Below are 19989 nucleotides of genomic sequence, written 5' to 3'. Positions count from 1 at the left end.
AGTCCTACTTTCAGATCCATCAAAGGAACGTCATGCAGAAGAATCGCAAGAACCCGGGCCGCCGCGCCAACGGCGCACCGCTCAACAGCATCGGCATGGCCGTGCTGGCCACGCTCGTGGCCAGCGGCGCGCAGGCCGCCGAAACGGTCGTCACGCCTGTGGCCGCCAACACCACGGCCTACCAGAGCGTGCAGTCGGTGCAGGACAAGACGCAGCCGGTGACCGCTACGGCCGCCGGCACCACCATTGACATCACGACCGCCGGCCCGCAGACCGGCAACAGCAACACCGTCACGCAGAACGCGGTGAAGGCAAGCGCCACGGGCAACGCCTTCGTCAACGCGGTCGACCTCTCGCTGGCCGGCGGCACGGGCGCGACGCCCGCCGAGGGCGCGGCCTCGCTCGGCGTGCAGACCAACAGCGGCGCCGTTTCCAGCCTCGCCACCGGCAACACGGTGACGGTCGATCTCGACGGCTTCTCGAGCGGCGGCGCCGCCAACACCAACAACACGATCGCAGCAAGCACCACGCTCAACAGCGGCTCGTCGACCATCTCGGGCGCGGTGCCGGTCGACTACGCCTCTGCCAGCCCGGGCTCGGTCTCGCTGGCCTACACGCCCGCCGGCGGCAGCGCGACGGCCCAGGGCAGCCTGGTCGTCAGCTCCGTGCAGCAGGCCACCGGCGCGGCTTCGTCCGCGTCGGCCAGCGGCAACAACCTGGCGCTCACGCTGACGGCACCCGGCACCAACGCGGTCGACGCCGCACCGGCGCTCGACGGCAACACGGTCTCCGCAACGCTCAAGGGCAACGCGGCCAACAGCACGGCCAGCATCCAGGCCGGCGGCGCGCCGGCCTTCACCGGCTCGGCCGTCGTCGCGAACCAGCAGCTGAACCAGTCGGCCACCTCCGTCACGCACACGGCCTCGGCCAACGGCAACTCCGTCATCGCTTCCGTCGGCAGCGACGCCGCGGGCAGCACCAACACGCTGCAAGGCGGGCTGTCCGTGCAGGGCAACACCATCTCCAGCAGCGCCACCGGCAACGAAGCCCTCGGCACCACCACCGGCACGGCCGGCAACCGCATCGTGCTGGCCGACGGCGTGTCGGTCGCCGGCTCGGGCGGCGCCGTCTCCAACACCAGCACCTACAACGCGGGCAGCCTGTCGAGCACCGTCGCGGCCGACCTGCTCGTGTCGAACAGCCAGGGCAACGTGGGCGTCTCGCTCAGCGCGGCCACGCAGGCCTCGGGCATCATCGCGGGCGTGCAGTCGGTCGACGGCGGCGCCGTCACCGTCGCGAACAACGCGACCACCGCCTCGGCGACCGGCAATGCCGCGTCGAGCGCGATCCTCGGCGGCAAGGACGCCGCCTCGTTCACCGCCACCGCGGCACTGGCCAACCAGCAGAGCAACTACAACGGCGGCGTGAACGCCATTGCGGGCCCGAACGTGATCGCCGCAATCACCGGCAGCGAGGACGGCACCAACAACGCCAGCACGGTCTCCGTGACGGGCAACCGATCGGCTGCGACGGCCTACGGCAGCAGCGCGAGCCAGAGCCTCGCGCTCCAGGCGAACGCGCTGCCGCTGTCCGGTGCCAACGTCACGCTCGCCGGCGGCAGCCTGCCCGACGGGAACGTCACGGCCGCCGGCGCGGCCACGGTGACGAACCTGCAGGGCAGCTACTCCGCCCCCGTCAGCGCCCAGACCGTGGGCTCCATCGTCGGCCTGGCGGCCGATTCGCGCGGCACCGGCGGCGACACCATCCACGGCAGCAGCTTCACCGTGGGCAGCAACACGCAGGAAGCCGTGGCGGTGAGCAACGGCGCGAACAACGCGCTGTCGCTGACCGGCACCACCGTCGGCTCGGGCGCAGGCGTGGCGAGCGTGCAGGTCGTGGACCAGAACTCGCCGGTCAACGCGGTCCTGGCGGGCTCGGTGGCGGGCGCCTACCTCGGCACCCACACCACCGACAGCGCCGTCGCGCTGACGAACAACCTGCAGCGCGCGGTGGCGTACGGCAACTCGGGCGCGAGCAGCCTGAACGTGTCGGCCAACAGCGCGAGTGTTCCGCTGTCGGAGACACCCGCCTCGGTAGCGACGCCCGCGGCCGGCACGGCCAGCGTCAATGCCGCCTACGGCGTGCTGAGCAACCAGTCAGTGTCCGGTGACGTCTCGGCAGTGGCGGACGGCCGCGGTGTCGGGCCGGTCGGCGCGCAGACGGTGCTGATCGAAGGCAACGTCACCCGCAGCACCGTCTCGAACCAGGGCAATGCCTTCGTCGGCGCCGCCTACGGCAACGATGCCTCCAACGCCGCCAAGCTGGCGCTGGGCACCGGCGCCACGGTGGCCGGTGCGGCATCGGTGGGCAACGTGACCAGCGTGCAGAACGTGAACGGCTCGGCCATCACCGCATCGGTGCCGGGCGGCAACGTGGTCTCCACGGCGATCGAGGACAACCTCGTGGCATCGACGGTCGCGACCTCCGGCAACCAGCTGCAGGCCCTGGCCTACGGCAACCGCGCGAGCGGCAACACCCTCGACGTGTCGGGCAACACGCTGGCCACCGTCACCGAACAGCCGCGCGCCGTGGCCGTCGGCATCAACGCGACGACCGATGCGGCCTTCAGCGTGCAGAGCGTGCAGAACGGTTCGGGCAGCCTGAGCGCCTCGCTGCGCGACGGCTCCGTCCAGGGCGTGGGCGCCTCGCAGATCCGCACGCAGATCGGTGGCGACGTCACCGGCTCCAGCGTGGTGTCGAACGGCAACAGCGCCAGCGCCGCAGCCACGAGCAACAGCGCCGCCAACGGCCTGACGCTCGCGGGCAACAGCCTGTCGACCTCCAGCGCGGTGCAGAACGTGCAGACGACCAGCGCGGCCATCGAGGCACTGGCGGGCCAGGCCGGAACGCCGGGCACGCCCGCGTCGCCCTCGGCGCCCTTCAGCTACAGCGCGCACGTGATCGACACCGACGTGCTCGGCGGCAACACCGTCGGCAACACCACGACGATCACCAGCGGCGAACTGGGCGTGCAGATCGCCAGCCTCACGCAGGCCCAGATCAACTACCTGACCGCCAACGGCTGGAGCGCCGGCAGCGGCAACACGGCCGGCATGCTGACCGCGCCCGCGTCCATCCTGGGCCCGGTCTCGGTCGCGACCTACAGCCAGCTGCAGACCGGCTCCGCGGTGCCGTTCGACGCCACCATCCCGGGCACGCCGGCCGTGGCCGCGATTGCGAACCGCGGCGGCGTGAGCGTGGCCGTGGCCGGCAACGTCACCGGCTCGCAGCTCGCCGTGACAGGCAACGGCAGCAGCGCCGCCGTCACCGGCAACAGCGCCACCAACAGCGCCTCGGTCACCGGCAACACCATCGCCTCGGGCGGCGCGACCACGGCCAGCGCGAGTGGCCTGGCCGGCGGAACCACCGGTGCGCTGGCCGACCACACGGTGTCGAATGTGCAGCAGGTCACGGGCGGGCAGGCGCTGTCGACCAGCGTCTACGGCACCTTCGCCGTCGACGCTGCCGCGGGCGCAGCCATCTCGGGCTCCGCGCTGAGCGTTTCCGACAACAGCCAGCGCGGCACCGCCGTGGCGAACACTGCGGCCAACAGCCTGAGCCTGAGCGGCACCAACGTCGCGAGCACCTCGGCGCTGGCGTCGGCGCAGTCGGGCAACGCGGCCGTCTCGGCGGCCTCGGATCTCGATCTGTACGCGCCGGGCGCGGTCTCGGCATCGTCGGTGGACCTGTCGCGCAACAAGAACACCTCGCTGGGCGTGATCAACGACGTGACCAACACCCTGAGCGTGAAGGCCTCCAACCTGACGCCTGCCGGCGCCACGAGCAACGCGATGCTGGTGTCCGGCTCGGCCACCGGCGACCACATGCTGAACAACGCACAGTTCGCGTCCACCTCGGTGAGCAGCACCGCCACCACGCGCCTGTACAACCAGGACCAGACGGCCTCGGCCACGACGGGCCTGGTCAACAGCACCGCGACGATCAGCGGCAACAGCACGACCGCCGAAGCCTCGGCCAACCGTGCCGACAACAGCGTGGCGCTCAACGGCACCGCGGCACAGGGCGCGAGCGCGGGCCTGAACAACCTGCAGCTCAGCAGCGCGGCCGTGACGGCCAGCGCCTCGACCTCGGCCACGTTCAAGCTCGAAGGCACCAGCCCGGCCACGCCGGCGGCTCTGAACAGCGGCATCACGGTCGACGGCAACAGCACCACGGCGCTGGCACGCGGCAACGCGGCCACCAACGTGCTGAACGTGTCGGCGGGCAGCGGCTATGCCGCTGCGGCGCCGGTCGCGGGCAGCACCTCGGGCGGCGTCACGCAGGCCACGGCAGCATTGCTCAACACGCAGAGCAACAGCGGCAGCGTGTCGGCCAGCGCCACGGGCGCGTACCAGGTCGCGCTCAACGGCGTGACCGGGGGCACCGCTGCCGGCCTGACGAACGGCACCGCCGCGCTGACGGACAACACCGTCGCGGCGCAGGCCTACGGCAACACGGCGACCAACGCCGTGACCGTCGCGGCCACGGTGGCGAACCGCCCGACCGTGGCGGTGGCGAACTACCAGACCAACAGCGGCGCCATCGTCGCGACGGCGACCGGCGTGAACTACGGCACGGGCATCACCGGCGCCACCACCGGCAGCACGCTGCGCGCGGCCGGCAACCAGGTGACGGCGACCGCGGTGGGCAACTCCGCCGTGTCGACCATCGCCTCGGCGCGCTGAGCGGCGCGCCATCCATGCCCCGGCGAGCGCCAGTGCGCCCGCCGGGGCTTTTTCCTCCGGCGCGGCGTGCATGGCTGCACGGCCGGTTGTTCACGAGCCATGTACCTGCATCCCCTCATTGCCAATGTGCCTCCGGCCGAGCGCGAGGCGCTCGTCCAGAGCTGCGAGCTGCGTTCCTTCAGGCGCAACGAGACGGTGCTCGCCGCCGATAGCCGGACCGACCGGATCTATTGCGTGGCCAGCGGCCTGCTGCGCGTGGTCGTCCACGGCAAGGGCAGCGCGCAAGACACCGACGTCACGACCGACTTCATCCGGCGGGACGATTTCTTCATGGGACCGTCCCTTGCGCAGGACGGCTACCAGGCCACGCAGACGCTGATCGCGGCGCTGCCCTCGGCCGTCTACCTGGTGCCCGTGGCCGCCATGCGGCGCCTGTGCGCCGCGCATCCGGAGGTGGCCATCGGCCTGCTCGGGCTCGCGATGAAGCGCATGGCCGTGGTCAGGGGCCAGCTGCGCCGCATCTCGGCGCTGTCGGCCGAAGACCTGGTGAGCCGCGTGCTGCACCAGCTCACGCTGCTCGCGCCGGCGAGCGCGGGCGGATACGACAAGCGCATCACCCAATCGGTGATCGCCTCCTACTCGGGCCTTTCGCGCGAAGTGGTCAACAAGACCATGCGCGCGATGGAGAACCGCGGCCTGGTCCGCAGGGACGAAGACGGCGTGCACGTGTCGCCCGACTTCGCCGCCACCGACTTCGGCGAGCTGCGACCCGCCGAGCCGGGCCTTTCAGGCGAGCCGGCGCAGCAGCAGGACGCTCCGCTGCTGCCGCCGCAGCCGCTCGATTCGCTGCGCATGCGCAGGGCGAGCGACTCCGGAAGCGACTGAGCCCCCCATGTTCATGGGTTTCGCCGGCGGGCACGGATGCGCATCATGCGGTGATGTATCTGCATCCCCTGATGGCGGGACTTCCGCCAGCGGAACGTGAGGCGCTCGCCGAATGCAGCCGGCCCCGTTCCTACAAGCGCAACGAGGTCCTGCTGGCAGCCGGCGATACCACCGACCAGATCTATTGCGTGGCGAGCGGCCTGCTGCGCGTGGTCACGCCGGGCCATGCCGAAGGCAGCGAGATGACGACCGAGCTCATCGGCCCGAACGACTTCTTCTTCGATCTCTCGATCAGGGAAGACAGCTACCGGACGAAGCAGACCTTGATCGCCACATTGCCTTCGTCCGTGTTCGTCGTGCCCATCGCGAAGATGCGCGGCCTCTGCGTGCGCCGTCCCGAAGTGGCGCTGGGCCTGCTCGGGCTCACGATGAAGCGCATGAACGTGCTGCGCGACCAGTTCCGCCGCATCTCCGTGCTGCCCGCCGAAGACCTGGTGCTGCGCGTGCTGCACGAGCTCACCCGCCTCGCACCCATAGGCCCGGACGGGTACGACAAGCGCATCACGCAGTCGGTGATCGCCTCGTACTCGGGACTGTCCCGGGAGATGGTCAACAAGATCATGCGCGCCATGGAAAGCCGCGGCCTCGTGCGTCGCGACGAAGACGGCGTGCATGTGGCCGAGGATTTCGTCGCTACCGATTTTGCGTAGTGTCTTGAGTGGTTCCGGCCCTCGCGCCCGGCGCTTCGAACGGGCAGCGAGCGCGGCCGCGAGTCAGCCTCGGCGTTCTTCCGCCAGCGTCTCGGAAGGCCGCTCCCCGAAGCGCGCACGGTACTGCGCCGCGAAATGCCCCAGATGAAGAAAGCCGTACTTCTGCGCCACTTCGCGCACGCCGGCTCCGCTGGCCCCGGCCGACGCCCGCAGTTCGGAGCGCACCTTCTCGAGCCGGGTCTCGCGCAGGAACTCCATCGGACCCTGTCCCGCATGCTGGCGGAACGCCAGCTGCAGGGCTCGCGCGCTGCAGCCGACCTCGCGGCAGACGTCGGCCAGCGACAGCGGCTGGTCGGCGTGCGCTTCCATGTACTCCTGCGCCCTGCGGACCACGCGCGGCAGCAGGCTGCGCCGCTGGGTGTCGCCGGCGAGGGCGCGGGAGTGGTTGTGTCCGGCCGACATCAGCAGGCTGGCCATCAGGTACGCCTCGGCGTGCTCGGCCAGCGGGCTGCCGGACTGCAGGGCGTTGCCGGCGTCGAGCGTGAGCCGCAGGTAGTCGATGAAATGCACCAGCGGCGCGAGCGCGGGGTTGTCCAGCGGCACGCCGAGGTCGAACACCAGGTGCTGCCTGACGGGCGCCTGCAGCAGCGATTCGAGCCGTGAGAGCAGGGCGGGGCGCGCCAGCCGCACGATCAGGTGCGGGCTGTCGTCGGCCCAGCGCATCGACAGCAGCTCGGTGGGCGAGGGCAGCGACGCGAGGCGGGGCGTGGCCTCCACCTGCTGCGCGCCGCAGCGGATTTCGGCGCCGCCGCGCAACGGAATCTGCAACAGGAAGAAGTCCTGCAGGTAGCCGGGGTCGATCTGCACGCCGGGGCCGTACTGCACGTAGTTGAGGCTCACGTCCCGGTGCAGCCGCGCGCTGTGGTGGCAGGCGTCGAGGTCGGCGCGGGGGCGCAGGGTGACCAGGCCGTGCGGGCAGAACACGCGTGCCACGCTTTCGCGGGCTTCGTCCACGTCGTGGCTCTCGAAGAGCCGGTAGCGCTGCAGCGGCAGCTGTGGGTTCGCGGCGGTTTCCATGGGGCGAAGGCACCGTAGCAAAAACCGCTCCTGCCCACAATTCGGACCGTCCCGGCCCCCCGGGGCCTTCCCCGGAGCGCTCCCCGGGGCCAGAAAACTGCGCGCCAGGGACACGGCCTGCGTTTGCGGGATCCGCCGCGGCCCCTCCCCGCCATAACGTTCGCTCCACAGGCCGCCCGGCCTGTGCCCGATGTTCGATCAACCGAGGAGAGCAAGCGTCATGTTCAAGGGACTCGAAGGCAGGAGCGCCATCGTCACCGGAGGTTCCACGCTGATAGGCGCCGCCGTGGTGCGTGCGCTGCACGCGGCCGGCGTGAAGGTCGTCATCGCCGACATCGATGCCGCCAACGGCCAGCCGCTGGCCGATTCGCTGGGCGCCGGCGTGCGCTTCGTGCGCACCGACATCACCGACGACGCGCAGGTGAAGGCCTGCGTGGCGCAGGCGGCCGAGCATCACGGCGGGGTGCACTTCCTCGTCAACCTGGCGTGCTCGTACGTGGACGACGGCTTCAAGTCGCCGCGCGCCGACTGGCTCACCTCGTTCAACGTGAACGTGGCCAGCGCCGTGGCCATGCTGCAGGCCGTGCACCCGCACATGGTGGCGGCCGGCGGCGGGGCGGTGGTCAACTTCACGAGCATCTCGTCGAGCGTGGCGCAGACGGGCCGCTGGCTCTATCCGGTGAGCAAGGCCGCGATGGCGCAGCTCACCCGCAACATGGCGATGGACCTCGCGCCCGACCGCATCCGCGTGAACAGCGTGTCGCCGGGCTGGACCTGGTCGGCCGTGATGAACCAGCTCACCAACGGCGACCGCGCCAAGACCGACCGCGTGGCCGCGCCTTTCCACCTGCTCGGCCGAGTCGGCGACCCCGACGAAGTGGCGCAGGTGGTGCTGTTCCTGTGTTCCGATCACGCCAGCTTCGTGACCGGCGCCGACTACGCGGTGGACGGCGGCTACTCCGCCATGGGCCCCGAGCAGGCCGTTCCCGCCATTCCCAAATTGATGGACTGAACCGCTCCAGCCGGAGCATCGAAGGAGCAGCAAATGAAGCGAATCGCCATCGTCGGCGCAGGCCAGTCGGGCCTGCAACTGGGACTCGGCCTGCTTGCCGCGGGCTACGAGGTCACGATGTTCAGCAACCGCACGGGAGAGGACATCCGCCAGGGCAAGGTCATGTCGAGCCAGTGCATGTTCCACACATCGCTGCAGATCGAACGCGACCTGGGGCTCGATCATTGGGCGAACGAATGCCCCACGGTGGACGGCATCGGCCTGGCCGTGCCTCACCCCGAGCAGAAGGGCGCGAAGGCCATCGATTGGGTCGCGCGGCTCAATTCGAGCGCGCAGTCGGTCGACCAGCGCGTGAAGATCCCGGCGTGGATGGACGAGTTCAGGAAGAAGGGCGGCGAGCTCGTCTTCAAGGACGCGGGCATCGACGAGCTCGAGACCTGCACGCAGACCCACGACCTCACGCTGGTGGCCAGCGGCAAGGGCGAGATCTCCAAGCTTTTCGAGCGCGACGCCCACAAGTCCACCTACGACAAGCCGCAGCGCGCGCTCGCACTGACTTACGTGAAGGGCATGAAGCCTCGCGAGCCGCACTCGGCCGTGTGCTTCAACCTGATTCCGGGCGTCGGCGAGTACTTCGTGTTCCCGGCGCTGACCACCACGGGGCCGTGCGAGATCATGGTGTTCGAAGGCGTGCCTGGAGGCCCGATGGACTGCTGGGCCGAGGTGAAGACGCCCGAGGAGCATCTGGCGCGCAGCAAGTGGATCGTCGACACCTTCACGCCGTGGGAAGCCGAGCGCTGCCGCGACATCGAGCTGACCGACGACAACGGCATCCTCGCCGGCCGCTTCGCGCCCACGGTGCGCAAGCCGGTGGCGACGCTGCCATCGGGGCGCAAGGTGCTGGGCCTGGCCGACGTGGTGGTGCTCAACGATCCGATAACCGGGCAGGGCTCCAACAACGCGGCCAAGTGCGCCGACACGTATCTCAAGAGCATCCTCGCGCGCGGCGACGGCCCTGCCGATGCGGCCTGGATGCAGCAGACCTTCGACCGCTACTGGTTCGGCTACGCGCAGTGGGTCACGCAGTGGACCAACATGCTGCTCGCTCCGCCGCCGCCACACGTGCTCAACCTGCTCGGCGCCGCGGGCGCGATGCCGCCGCTGGCCAGCGCATTCGCCAACGGCTTCGACGATCCGCGCACCTTCTTCCCGTGGTTCGCGGACGCGACCGAGTCGCAGCGCTTCATCGACACCTGCGCGGCCGTCGCGTAGCGGGAGCGGCACCATGAAGCGATGCGTGGCCATCGTCGGCGCCGGCCAGTCCGGCATGCAGCTCGCGCTCGGCCTCCAGACCGCAGGTCATCAGGTGACGGTGTTCTCCAACCGCAGCGCGCGTGAGATCGCCGAGGGGCCGGTGATGTCCAGCCAGTGCATGTTCGAGACCGCGCTGCAGACCGAGCGCGAACTCGGGCTCGACTGGTGGACCGACGAATGCCCGGCGGTGGAAGGCATCGCCGTCGCGGTGCGCAATCCTGAAGGCGGCAAGGCCGTCGAATGGAGCGCGAAGCTCGACGGCCCCGCGCAGTCGGTGGACCAGCGGCTCAAGATACCCGCGTGGATGGCCGAGTTCGAGAAGCGCGGCGGCACGCTGGTGCTGCAGGACGTGGGCATCGACGACCTGGAGGCCTGCGCGCAGATGAACGACCTGGTGGTCGTCGCGAGCGGCAAGGGCGAGATATCGACGCTCTTCGATCGCGACGACGAGCGGTCGCCCTACGAGCAGCCGCAGCGCGCGCTCGCGCTGACCTACGTGAAGGGCATGAAGCCGCGCGAACCGCACTCGGCGGTGTGCTTCAACCTGATTCCCGGCGTGGGCGAGTACTTCGTGTTTCCGGCGCTGACGACGACCGGCCCCTGCGAGATCATGGTGTTCGAAGGCGTGCCCGGCGGCCCGATGGATTGCTGGGCCGACGTGAAGGCGCCGCAGGAACATCTCGCGCGCAGCAAGTGGATCCTCGAAACCTTCCTGCCCTGGGAGGCCGAGCGCTGCAGTCACATCGAGCTCACCGACGACAACGGCATCCTCTCGGGCCGCTTCACGCCGACGGTGCGCAAGCCGGTGGCGACACTGCCATCGGGGCGCAAGGTGCTGGGCCTGGCCGACGCGATCGTGCTCAACGACCCGATCACCGGACAGGGCTCCAACAACGCAGCCAAGTGCGCAGACATCTACCTGAAGCGGATCCTCGAGAACGGTGACGCGCCCTTCGACGCCGAATGGATGCAGCATACCTTCGACCGCTACTGGGAAGGCTATGCCCGCTGGGCCACGGACTGGACCAACAGCCTGCTCGCGCCGCCCAGGCCCCATCTGCAGAAGCTGCTGCAAAGCGCCACGCAGATGCCTGCGGTGGCGAGCACCATCGTGAACGGCTTCGACGACCCGCGCGCGTTCGCGCCCTGGTGGTTCGACGCCGCGCAGGCGGACCGCTTCCTGGAGGAGCGTGCGCGCGAGGCGGCGGTCGACCGCTTCGACCGGCGCGATTTCCGCAAGGCGCTCGGGCAGTTCAGCACCGGCGTGACCGTCATCACCACCCGCGCGATGGACGGCCGGCGCGTAGGCATGACGGCCAACTCGTTCTCCTCGGTCTCGCTCGATCCGCCGCTGGTGCTGTGGAGCCTTGCGCGCCAGGCGCCCAGCGTGGGCGACTTCACCGGCGCCAGCCATTTCGCGATCAACGTGCTGGCGGCGAACCAGCATCACCTGTCGCGGCAGTTCTCCACGCCGCAGGCCGACAAGTTCGGCGGCGTGGACTGCTGCGAGGGCACGGCCGGCGTGCCGCTGCTCAACGGCACGATCGCACGATTCGTCTGCCGCAACGTCAGGCAGTACGATGGCGGCGACCACCTCATCTTCATCGGCGAGGTCGAGCGCTACGACCGCTTCGACGGCGAGCCGCTGGTCTTTCATTCGGGCTACTACCAGGTGACGACAAGACATCCGGAATGCATGCAATGAGCGCGCGGCCCGCATCAACCACCACCCCATGAACGGAGCAACACACATGCAGCAGAAAGCATCCCAAGCCGCAGCACCACAGCGCATCCGCATCGAGGCCACCGACGCAAGCGGCAGCTTCAGCGGCTACCTGGCACTGCCTGCCTCGGGCACCGGGCCCGGCCTGGTCATCGCGCAGGAGATCTTCGGCGTGAACGACACGATGCGCGAGGTGGCCGACTACTACGCGGAAGAAGGCTACGTGGTGCTCGTGCCCGACCTGTTCTGGCGCCAGCAGCCCGACGTCGAACTCGGCTACACGCCCGAGGACTGGCAGCGCGCCTTCGGCTTCTACCAGGGCTTCGACGAGGCCAAGGGCATGGAGGACATGCAGGCCGCCATCACCGCCCTGCGCGAGCGGCCCGAGGTGCAGGACGCCAAGGTCGGCGTGCTCGGCTTCTGCCTCGGCGGCAAGCTGGCCTACCTCGCGGCCTGCCGCACCGACGCCGACGTGGCCGTCGGCTACTACGGCGTGGGCATCGATGCCGCCCTCGACGAGGCCGACAACATCAAGCGCCCGCTCACGCTGCACATCGCCGAACTCGACAAGTTCTGCCCGCCCGAGGCGCGCGAGCGCATCGTCGCGGCGCTCAAGGGTCGCCCCGGCGTCTCGCTGCACGTGTACCCGGGCATGGACCACGCCTTCGCGCGCCTGGGCGGCGAGCATTTCCACAAGCCCTCGGCGCTGATGGCGCACGAGCGCAGCATCGCCACGCTGAAGGACGCCATCGGCCCGCACTACGACCTCTCTGCGCTGTGGGACAAGCACTGCGAGTACGAGTTCGGCACCCGCAACGTCGACGACACCATGTCGACCATGGTGGCCGAGCCCTACGTCAACCACATCCCGACCATGACCGGCGGCGTGGGCTACAAGAACCTGCACGCCTTCTATTCGAATCACTTCGTCAACAGCAACCCGCCCGACACCTCGCTGGTGCCGATCTCGCGCACCATCGGCGCCACGCAGGTGGTCGACGAGATGCTGTTCTGCTTCACCCACACCACCGAGATCCCGTGGATGCTTCCGGGCGTGGCACCCACCGGTAAGCGCGTGGAGATCCCGCTGCTGGCGGTCATCAAGTTCCGCGGCGACAAGCTCTATCACGAGCACATCTACTGGGACCAGGCCAGCGTGCTGGTGCAGGTGGGGCTGCTCGACCCCAAGCTGCTGCCGGTGGCCGGCATCGAGACGGCGCGCAAGCTGCTGGACGAGACGCTGCCGTCGAACACACTGATGCAGCGCTGAAGCCTTAGTCCGAGGCCTTCACCGCATCCACCAGGAAGCGCACGAAGGCCTTCGCCGCATCGGGCAGCGAGCGGCCCGCCATGGTCTCTATGGCGAGGTGCCGCTCGTGCATCTCGCGGTCTTTCAATGGAATGGCGACCAGCGCCTTGCTCTCCAGCAGCGCGCGGATCGACAGCGGCCCGTAGAAGGCGATGCTGCCGCCGCCCGCGGCCGCGAAGCTCAGCAGCGCATTCGCATGGTTGCTCGACATCGCCAACTGGTAGCGCAGCTCTTGCCGCGAGCAGCTCGCATCGAGCAGGCGGCGGATGGAGCTGTCCTCCTGCGGCAGTCCCAGCGGATAGGCCACCACCTGGCGAAGCGAGAGCTGCCGCTGCCGCGCGAGCGGATGGTCCACCGCCATGACCGCGAGGATGGGGCTCGGATGCCGCAGCTCCACTTCGATGCCCGGCTCGGGCAGGGCGCTGAGCGTGATGCCCACGTCGGCCTCGCCGTCGCGCACCAGCCGCGAGATGTCGGCGGGCGCGCAGACCTCCAGATGGAAGCGGATGCCCGCGTGCTTGAGGCGGAACTGCGCGATCAGCCGGGGAATGAAGTCGAAGGCGAAGCCCTCGGTGCTCGCCACGCGGACGTAGCCGCTGCGCAGTCCGCGCAGCCCGGCGATCTCGTTCGCCACGCGCTCGATGTCCTGCTGCGCCCGCTTGGCGTGCGCCGCCAGCAGTTCGCCCGCGGCGTTGGGCACCATGCCGCGCGCATGGCGTTCGAAGAGCAGGGTGTCGAGCTCGCGCTCCAGCCGCGCCACCTGCCGGCTCACGGCCGAGGGCGCGACGTTGAGCTTGAGTGCGGCTTCCTTCACCGAGCCGGTCTTCACGACCTCGAGAAAGTAGCGCACCGCTGTTTCCTGCAAGGCACGAGGCGCCATGGATCGCTCCTGCACGTGGTTCGGACGGTTGCTGAAGATTGCCGATTCGGCAACGCAGAATTCTAAACATTGCGCTTGTGACACCGGCATGACGATCCTAGGATGAACTCGTTCGCACCCTCGAACCCCCAGTCATCCAGTCGAAATTCCAGGAGTCCCGATGAACCGTCTCCCTCTCGTGGCGCGCATGGCATTGCTGTGCTGCAGCCTAGGATTTGGCGCCGTGCCGCTGACCTCGCTTGCCGCCGAGACGGGTTTTCCCGCGCGGCCGGTCACGCTGGTGATTCCCTTCCCGCCCGGTGGCGCCACCGACGTCAACGGCCGCGTGATCGCGCAGAAGCTCGGCAAGGAGCTGGGCCAGCCGGTGGTGATCGAGAACCGCGGCGGCGCCGGCACGGTGGTGGGCGCGAGCTACGTGGCGAAGTCCACGCCCGACGGCTACACGCTGCTGCTGAGTTCGGGCTCCACCTTCACCGTCAACCCCGCGATCCGCAGCAACCTGCCCTACGACCCGGTGAAGAGCTTCGAGCCGATCGGCATTGCCGGGCGCGTGGCGCTGATCCTGCTGGCCAACAGCGAAGTGCCGGTGCAGACCGTCAAGCAGTTCGTCGACTACGTGAAGGCCGCGCCGGACAAGTATTCGTACGGCTCCTTCGGCACCGGCACCACCGCCCAGTTCGCAGGCGAAACCATGCTGCGCGCCACCGGCCTGAAGATGACGCACGTGCCCTACAAGGGCAGCGCGCCGGCCATGACCGACCTGATGGGCGGGCAGATCCCGTTCAGCATCGACACCGTGAGCGCGGCCGTCCCGCAGCTCAAGAGCGGAAAGATCAAGGCCATCGCGCTGACCACCGCGAAGCGCTCGGCGCTGCTGCCCGACGTGCCCACCTTCGCCGAGAGCGGCTATCCCGAGGTCGACATGGATTCCTGGCTCATGCTCGCCGCCCCCAAGGGCGTGCCCGCCGACGTGAAGGCGAAGCTGGAGAAGGCGCTGGCCGCGACCATCGCCGATCCGGAGACCAAGGCGAAGCTGCTGGCCGTAGGGCTGGAGCCGAGCTACAGCAGCGCCGCGGCGAGCGTCGAGCTGATCAACCGCGAACTGCCCGTGATGCGTGCGATCGCCGCAAGAGCCAACATCACCGCCGATTGAATTGGTTCTCCCCCAGGCTTCGCGCACTTCGTGTCGCTGCGCCACCCCCTCGCCGGGGGGCGACACCTACGGCCCGGCGAAGCCGGTTCCGTGGTGTCCTGCGAATGCGCAGCGCCAACACTCAGAACAACTCAGAACAAGAGACATCGATGACCTCTGCCAAAACAACCCACGATCCAGCCACCGAACTCGTCGAGAAATCCGCCGTCGAACTGCGCCGCCTCATCGGCAGCAAGCAGCTCTCGCCCGTCGAGCTGCTGGAGGCATGCATCGCGCGCATCGAGCGCGTGAATCCCTTCGTCAATGCCGTCACCGCCACCTGCTTCGAGCGAGCGCGCGCTGAAGCCAAGTCGGCCGAAGGCGCAGTGATGCGCGGCGACGCGCTGGGCCTGCTGCACGGCCTGCCGATGGGCGTGAAGGACCTTGAGCCCACCGAGGGCCTGCTCACCACCTGGGGCTCGCCCATCTACCGCGACCACGTGCCGACGGAGGACATCGAGCTCGTGGCGCGCCTGCGCCGCGCGGGCGCCATCGTCGCGGGCAAGACCAACGTGCCCGAGATGGGCGCGGGCGCCAACTCGCGCAACGACGTGTGGGGCGCCACGGGCAACCCGTTCAACCCGAACCTCAACGCGGGCGGCTCCTCGGGCGGCTCGGCGGCCGCGCTGGCCTGCGACATGCTGCCCGTGTGCACCGGCTCCGACACCGGCGGCTCGCTGCGCATTCCCGCGGCCAAGTGCGGCGTGGTGGGCTTCAGGCCCTCGCCGGGCGTGGTGCCCAGCGTGCGCAAGCCGCTGGGCTGGACGCCGATCTCGGTCGTCGGCCCCATGGGCCGCACCGTGGAGGAGGCCTGCCTGCAGCTGGCTGCATCGGCCGGCATGTGCGCGGGCGACCCGCTGAGCTATCCGCTCGACCCGATGTCCTTTCTCGTGCCGCCTTCGGTCGATCTGGGCCGGCTGCGCGTGGCATGGACCGAGGACTTCGGCATCTGCGCCGTGGACGACGGCATCCGCGCCACCTTCCGCCGCAAGATCGAAGCCATGCGGCACCTCTTCGGCCGCTGCGACAAGGTCGACTTCGACATGGGCGAGGCGCACCGCTGCTTCGACGTGCTGCGCGCCGAGGCCTTCGTGGCTGGCATGCAGGCTGCCTACGAGCGCGACCCCGACAGCCTCGGCCCCAACCCGCGCGCCAACTACGAGATGGGCGCGAAGATGAGCCTGCTCGACAGCGCCTGGGCGCAGGCCGAGCAGACGCGGCTGCTGAAGCGCTTCCAGGCCACCTTCGCCGACTACGACCTCGTGCTGTCGCCGACCACGCCGGTCTCGCCCTTCCCGTGGACGCAGCTCTACGCCGCCGCCATCAACGGCGAGCCGCAGGCCAACTATTACCGCTGGCTGGCGCTGACCTACGTGGTCACGCTGACCACGCACCCCGCGATCGCGCTGCCCTGCGGCCTCGACCATGCGGGCATGCCCTTCGGGCTGCAGGTGGTGGGCGGATTCAGGGCCGACCACCAGGTGCTGGGCGCGGCGCATGCGATGGAGGCGGCGTTTTCGTCGAACCCCGAGCTGCGGCGGCCGCGTCCCGACCTGGCCGCGTTGCGCGCAGCCGAGCCTGCGCTGACTTCGATCGTCAGGACGCCGCCTGTCTTCGGCGACGGCCGTGCTGCCGCGTCGGCCGCCGTGTCGGTCGTCTGATACGGCCGCTGGACGTCGGGCCCGCGCCGCTGGACGTCGCCCCCGCTAGCCGGCGGATCGCAGCAGCTGCTCCAGTTTCGAGCCGCGTTGCATGACCGCGCCGACCTGCTGCAGGCGCTGCGCTTCGCTCAGCCCGGGGTCGCGCATGATCTGCTGGCTCGCCTTGAACATTTCCAGGTTGGCGATGGTGATGAGCTGCCGGTTCGAGGACTGGCGCCAGCCGGTCAGCCTGTTGATGTCCCACAGGATCTTTTTCTCCTCCGCGTCCCTGGTGCCGAATCCGTAGGTGAACGAGGCAATCTTCTGCTTGAGCTGCTGCGGCAGTTCCGTGCGCCAGACCATCGGGGATTCGGGAATGTCCGGCGATTCCCAGATCACGCGGATCTTCGCGGCCTCGGCCGGGCTCCGGGCGCGAAGGTTGTCCAGCTCCGAAGTGTTGTTGGTGGCGACATCGACCTCGCCCCTGGCAACGGCCAGCAGGTTGGCTTCGTGGCTGGCGCGCCGGACCTCCTTGAACAGGCGGGCCGGGTCGTTCACGCCTTTCTTGACGAATGCGAAGTACATCGGGACAAGATGTCCCGAAGCGCTTTTTTCGTCTCCGTCGCCAAAACGCAGCTGCGGCGCGGTACGGAGCAGGTCGTCGAGATCGCGCAGCCTGCTGTCCCGCGGCACGATGAGGATCGAACGATAGGAGGTCTTGCCCTGGTTCACCATGGTGGCGAATACGCTGCCGGCGCCCATCTCGACGACATCGAGCGCCGCCGCATTGCCGAGCCAGGCCACGTCCATCCGTCCCGCGGCGAATTCCTTCACGATCTCGTCGGCGGTGCCGAACACGCGCCGATCCATGGAGCTGCCCGTTGCAAGCGCCATCCGGTCGAGGAAGGGATTCCAGTTTTTCAGCATCACCTCCGGATCCCGGGGACTGATGAGTCCGAAGGCCAGCCGGGTGGCGGGCTGGGATCCGGGTGGTTTCGGGGCCTGGAGCGTGCCTTGCGCCCAGACGGACGTCCATCCGGCGGCACCGGCACCTATCAAGAAATCGCGTCTTCTCACTTTGTCTCCTGATGCTTTTCCAGCATGTGTCGTTGGTGGGCAGGGAGGCGCGCACCGAGCAGCCGGGTGCGCGGCCCCGAACTCATGATTGAGTCGCCGCGCGGCGCGGCCGAGAGGAAAAGCACGGTGGCTGTGCGAAAGCATGTTGAAAGACTTCGCCCGGGAGGCCTTTCTCTCGTCCTTTCTTTCGACTGCCTTTCGCCGATGCGTGGTGCAAGCCCCAGTCCCTGGAAAGGCCCTTGCTGGCACCATTCGGGCATGAAGCTTTTGCTCGTGGAAGACGACTTTGACCTGTCGGGGGTGCTCTCCCGCAGCCTGTCATCGCGCGGCTTCGAGCTTCTGTGCTGCAGCGATGGCATCGAGGCCCTGGCTGCGGCCCGCAAGAAGAGCTTCGACATCATCGTGCTCGACCTGTCGCTTCCGGGGCTCGACGGGCTCGAGCTGCTGCATCGCCTGCGAGGCGACGGGAACACGACGCCGGTACTCGTGCTGACCGCCAGGGGCGCGGTCGGCGACCGGATCGCGGGACTGAACGCCGGGGCGGACGACTATCTGGCCAAGCCGTTCGACCTGGAGGAGATGATCGCGCGCATCGGCGCATTGACCCGCCGCTTCGGACGCGACGGGCAGTTCCGGTGCGGGCGGCTGCGCTACGAGGCGTCGGCCAATGTCTTCTACAAGGACCAGAGCCCGCTCGATCTTTCGCAGCGCGAGGCCGATCTTTTGAAAAAGCTGATGTCACGCGTCGAGCACGTCGTCCCCAGGGAGGTATTGAGGGAGGCGGTGTTCGGCGCGGACGCGGCGCAGGCGGACGCCATCGATGTCGTCGTGCACAGGCTCAGGAAGAAGCTGGTCGGCGCGAATGTCGAAGTGCTGAACCTGCGTGGCGTCGGCTACCTGTTGTGCGACGACGCCTCGGCGGCGGCGCAGCGTCCTTCGGCCTGACATGACGCCGCCGCTTCGATCGCCGCGCCCCACGTCGCTGAGGCGCTTCCTGCTCCTGTGGCTGCTCGGCGGGCTGTGGCTGCTGACCGCGTGCATCGTGCTCGTCCACTTGGTGGCGGCCCTGGTCGCACTGGCGCGCGAGCAGGATGCCCGCCTTGCGGCGAAGCTCGGGCAGATCGATACCGTGGGCGGGGAGATGCAGGGCGCCCAAGGTCCGCTGCCGCCGGTGCCGCTGTTCTATCGGCTCGGGTCCGTCGACGGGAGCCGGATCGCGGGCGATCCGCAGCTCGAGGCCTTCCCCTGGATATCGACCTTGCCCGAGTCCGGCGAGCCCCGCTTCTACGTGAGCCAGCGAGGCAACGTGTCGGTGCGGGCCGTGGCGGCCCTGCGCAAGGACGCGGGGGATCCTGGCCGGAAAGTGGTCGTCCAGTTCGCCGAGCCCATGCATGTGCGCTTCGACGTCTGGCACGAGCTTCCCTTGGGGTTGCTCGGATGGATCGGCACGGCCGCGGTCGGCATGTCGCTGGTGGTGATCTCGGGAGTGGTCCTGACCTCGCGCTGGCTGGAGCGCGCACGCCAGGCCCTCGATGCACCGCAACTCGATATGGAGCTCTACGACGGGCCGTCCGAGCTTCGCCCGGCGATGGCGCGCATGCATGAACTCCATCTGCGGCAGCGCGAGTGGGTGGAAGAGCAGCGCCGTTTCCTCGCCGACGCGTCGCACCAGCTGCGCACCCCGATGTCGGTGCTTCGCACCCAGCTGCAGTCGGCCATCGCGGGCGACGTGCCGGCCACCGAGGTCCTGCCGCAGATGCTGCACACGGTGGATCGCGCGACGGACATGGCCAACCAGCTGCTCAGCCTGAGCAAGCTCGAGCAGATCAAGCGCGCGGGCCGGCTGCAGACGGTGCTGCTGCATGCCGTGGCGCTGGACGCGGTGATGGAGCTCGCACCGCTCATCGCGGCCAAGCGCCTGGACTTCGCCCTCGAAGGCGACGACACACTGGGCGCCACCGGCGATCCGCTCATGCTCGGCGAGCTGCTTCGCAACCTGCTTGCGAACGCGATACATCACACGCCCGACGGCGGCCGCCTTGGCATCCTGGTGCGCGCCTACGCCGCGACGGTGGAGCTGGTGGTGTGGGACGGCGGGCCCGGCGTGGACGACGCGCTGCGCCCGCGGCTGTTCCAGGCGTTCTCCGCAACCAAGGGCGGTGTCGGGCTCGGCCTGTCCATCTGCCGCCAGATCGCGGAGGCCATGGGCGCGAGCATGGAGATCCACAACCGGGTCGACGGTGGCCGCGTCATCGGGGTCGACGCCGTCGTTCGCTGGAGCCAGGGGCCCTGACCGCCCGCGGTGCAGCGATGCCGCGTCGCTGCGCCTGTTGTCCGCGCTTTCCGAACCGTGCCTTTTCGCAGCCTTCGCGTGGATTCGCGTGGCGGGGGCAGTGCTTTCGAAAAATCTCTCGATCCAACCGTC

Annotated in this window: 14 protein-coding genes and 1 pseudogene; 12 read left to right on the top strand and 3 right to left on the bottom strand. The window is 69.2% G+C overall.

The features are described from left to right. The first annotated feature begins 32 nt into the window (after window positions 1-32). From FHT32_RS03505 to FHT32_RS03495, 3 genes are all read left to right on the top strand, one after another. Window positions 33-4745, top strand: coding sequence for an S-layer family protein (locus FHT32_RS03505; RefSeq protein WP_176663237.1), 4713 nt, complete (start codon window positions 33-35; stop codon window positions 4743-4745). Window positions 4746-4844: 99 nt separating this feature from the next. Further along, window positions 4845-5630 (top strand): Crp/Fnr family transcriptional regulator, encoded by a 786-nt coding sequence (locus tag FHT32_RS03500; RefSeq protein WP_176663236.1) that lies wholly within the window; start codon window positions 4845-4847, stop codon window positions 5628-5630. Between the two features lie 71 nt (window positions 5631-5701). Then, complete coding sequence (locus FHT32_RS03495; protein ID WP_256098855.1) at window positions 5702-6340, top strand: Crp/Fnr family transcriptional regulator; 639 nt, start codon at window positions 5702-5704, stop codon at window positions 6338-6340. A gap of 63 nt (window positions 6341-6403) precedes the next feature. On the opposite strand, the gene FHT32_RS03490 is transcribed toward FHT32_RS03495, so the two are convergent. Then, window positions 6404-7417, bottom strand: a complete 1014-nt coding sequence (locus tag FHT32_RS03490) for an AraC family transcriptional regulator (RefSeq protein ID WP_176663234.1) — start codon at window positions 7415-7417, stop codon at window positions 6404-6406. Between the two features lie 220 nt (window positions 7418-7637). Here FHT32_RS03490 and FHT32_RS03485 point away from each other — a divergent pair, with 220 nt between their 5' ends. From FHT32_RS03485 to FHT32_RS03470, 5 genes and pseudogenes are all read left to right on the top strand, one after another. Then, window positions 7638-8429: an SDR family oxidoreductase gene (locus tag FHT32_RS03485; protein WP_176663233.1), complete on the top strand. Its 792-nt coding sequence runs from the start codon at window positions 7638-7640 to the stop codon at window positions 8427-8429. Window positions 8430-8462: 33 nt separating this feature from the next. Beyond that, window positions 8463-9701: a styrene monooxygenase/indole monooxygenase family protein gene (locus tag FHT32_RS03480; protein ID WP_176663232.1), complete on the top strand. Its 1239-nt coding sequence runs from the start codon at window positions 8463-8465 to the stop codon at window positions 9699-9701. Between the two features lie 13 nt (window positions 9702-9714). Further along, window positions 9715-10464: pseudogene (locus tag FHT32_RS35350) on the top strand (styrene monooxygenase/indole monooxygenase family protein); the annotation flags it as partial. Between the two features lie 459 nt (window positions 10465-10923). Beyond that, complete coding sequence (locus FHT32_RS34910; protein WP_256098885.1) at window positions 10924-11448, top strand: flavin reductase family protein; 525 nt, start codon at window positions 10924-10926, stop codon at window positions 11446-11448. Window positions 11449-11494: 46 nt separating this feature from the next. Then, window positions 11495-12736, top strand: a complete 1242-nt coding sequence (locus FHT32_RS03470) for a dienelactone hydrolase family protein (protein ID WP_176663230.1) — start codon at window positions 11495-11497, stop codon at window positions 12734-12736. Between the two features lie 4 nt (window positions 12737-12740). Here the strand turns inward: FHT32_RS03470 and FHT32_RS03465 are convergent, their stop codons facing one another. Continuing rightward, window positions 12741-13655 carry a LysR family transcriptional regulator gene (locus tag FHT32_RS03465; protein WP_176663229.1) on the bottom strand — a complete coding sequence of 305 codons (915 nt, stop codon included), beginning with the start codon at window positions 13653-13655 and terminating at the stop codon, window positions 12741-12743. 160 nt (window positions 13656-13815) lie between these two features. On the opposite strand from FHT32_RS03465, the gene FHT32_RS03460 reads away from it, so the two are divergent. After that, window positions 13816-14808 carry a tripartite tricarboxylate transporter substrate binding protein gene (locus tag FHT32_RS03460; protein WP_176663228.1) on the top strand — a complete coding sequence of 331 codons (993 nt, stop codon included), beginning with the start codon at window positions 13816-13818 and terminating at the stop codon, window positions 14806-14808. Window positions 14809-14957: 149 nt separating this feature from the next. Next, window positions 14958-16508, top strand: a complete 1551-nt coding sequence (locus FHT32_RS03455; RefSeq protein ID WP_176663227.1) for an amidase — start codon at window positions 14958-14960, stop codon at window positions 16506-16508. 45 nt (window positions 16509-16553) lie between these two features. Here the strand turns inward: FHT32_RS03455 and phnD are convergent, their stop codons facing one another. Continuing rightward, a complete protein-coding gene (phnD, locus tag FHT32_RS03450; protein ID WP_176663225.1) occupies window positions 16554-17564 on the bottom strand; it encodes a phosphate/phosphite/phosphonate ABC transporter substrate-binding protein in 1011 nt (336 codons plus the stop codon). A gap of 258 nt (window positions 17565-17822) precedes the next feature. Here phnD and FHT32_RS03445 point away from each other — a divergent pair, with 258 nt between their 5' ends. Both FHT32_RS03445 and FHT32_RS03440 read left to right on the top strand, forming a co-directional pair. Next, the gene (locus FHT32_RS03445; protein ID WP_176663224.1) at window positions 17823-18509 is read left to right on the top strand and encodes a response regulator transcription factor; all 687 of its coding nucleotides are present in this window, start codon (window positions 17823-17825) and stop codon (window positions 18507-18509) included. A gap of 1 nt (window position 18510) precedes the next feature. Then, on the top strand, window positions 18511-19857 hold the full coding sequence (locus FHT32_RS03440; RefSeq protein WP_176663223.1) for an ATP-binding protein: 1347 nt from the start codon (window positions 18511-18513) through the stop codon (window positions 19855-19857). Window positions 19858-19989 lie beyond the last annotated feature (132 nt).

This window comes from Variovorax sp. SG517 (genome assembly GCF_013376045.1).
GTDB lineage: Bacteria > Pseudomonadota > Gammaproteobacteria > Burkholderiales > Burkholderiaceae_C > Variovorax.
This window is presented reverse-complemented; position numbering and strand designations above follow the sequence as displayed.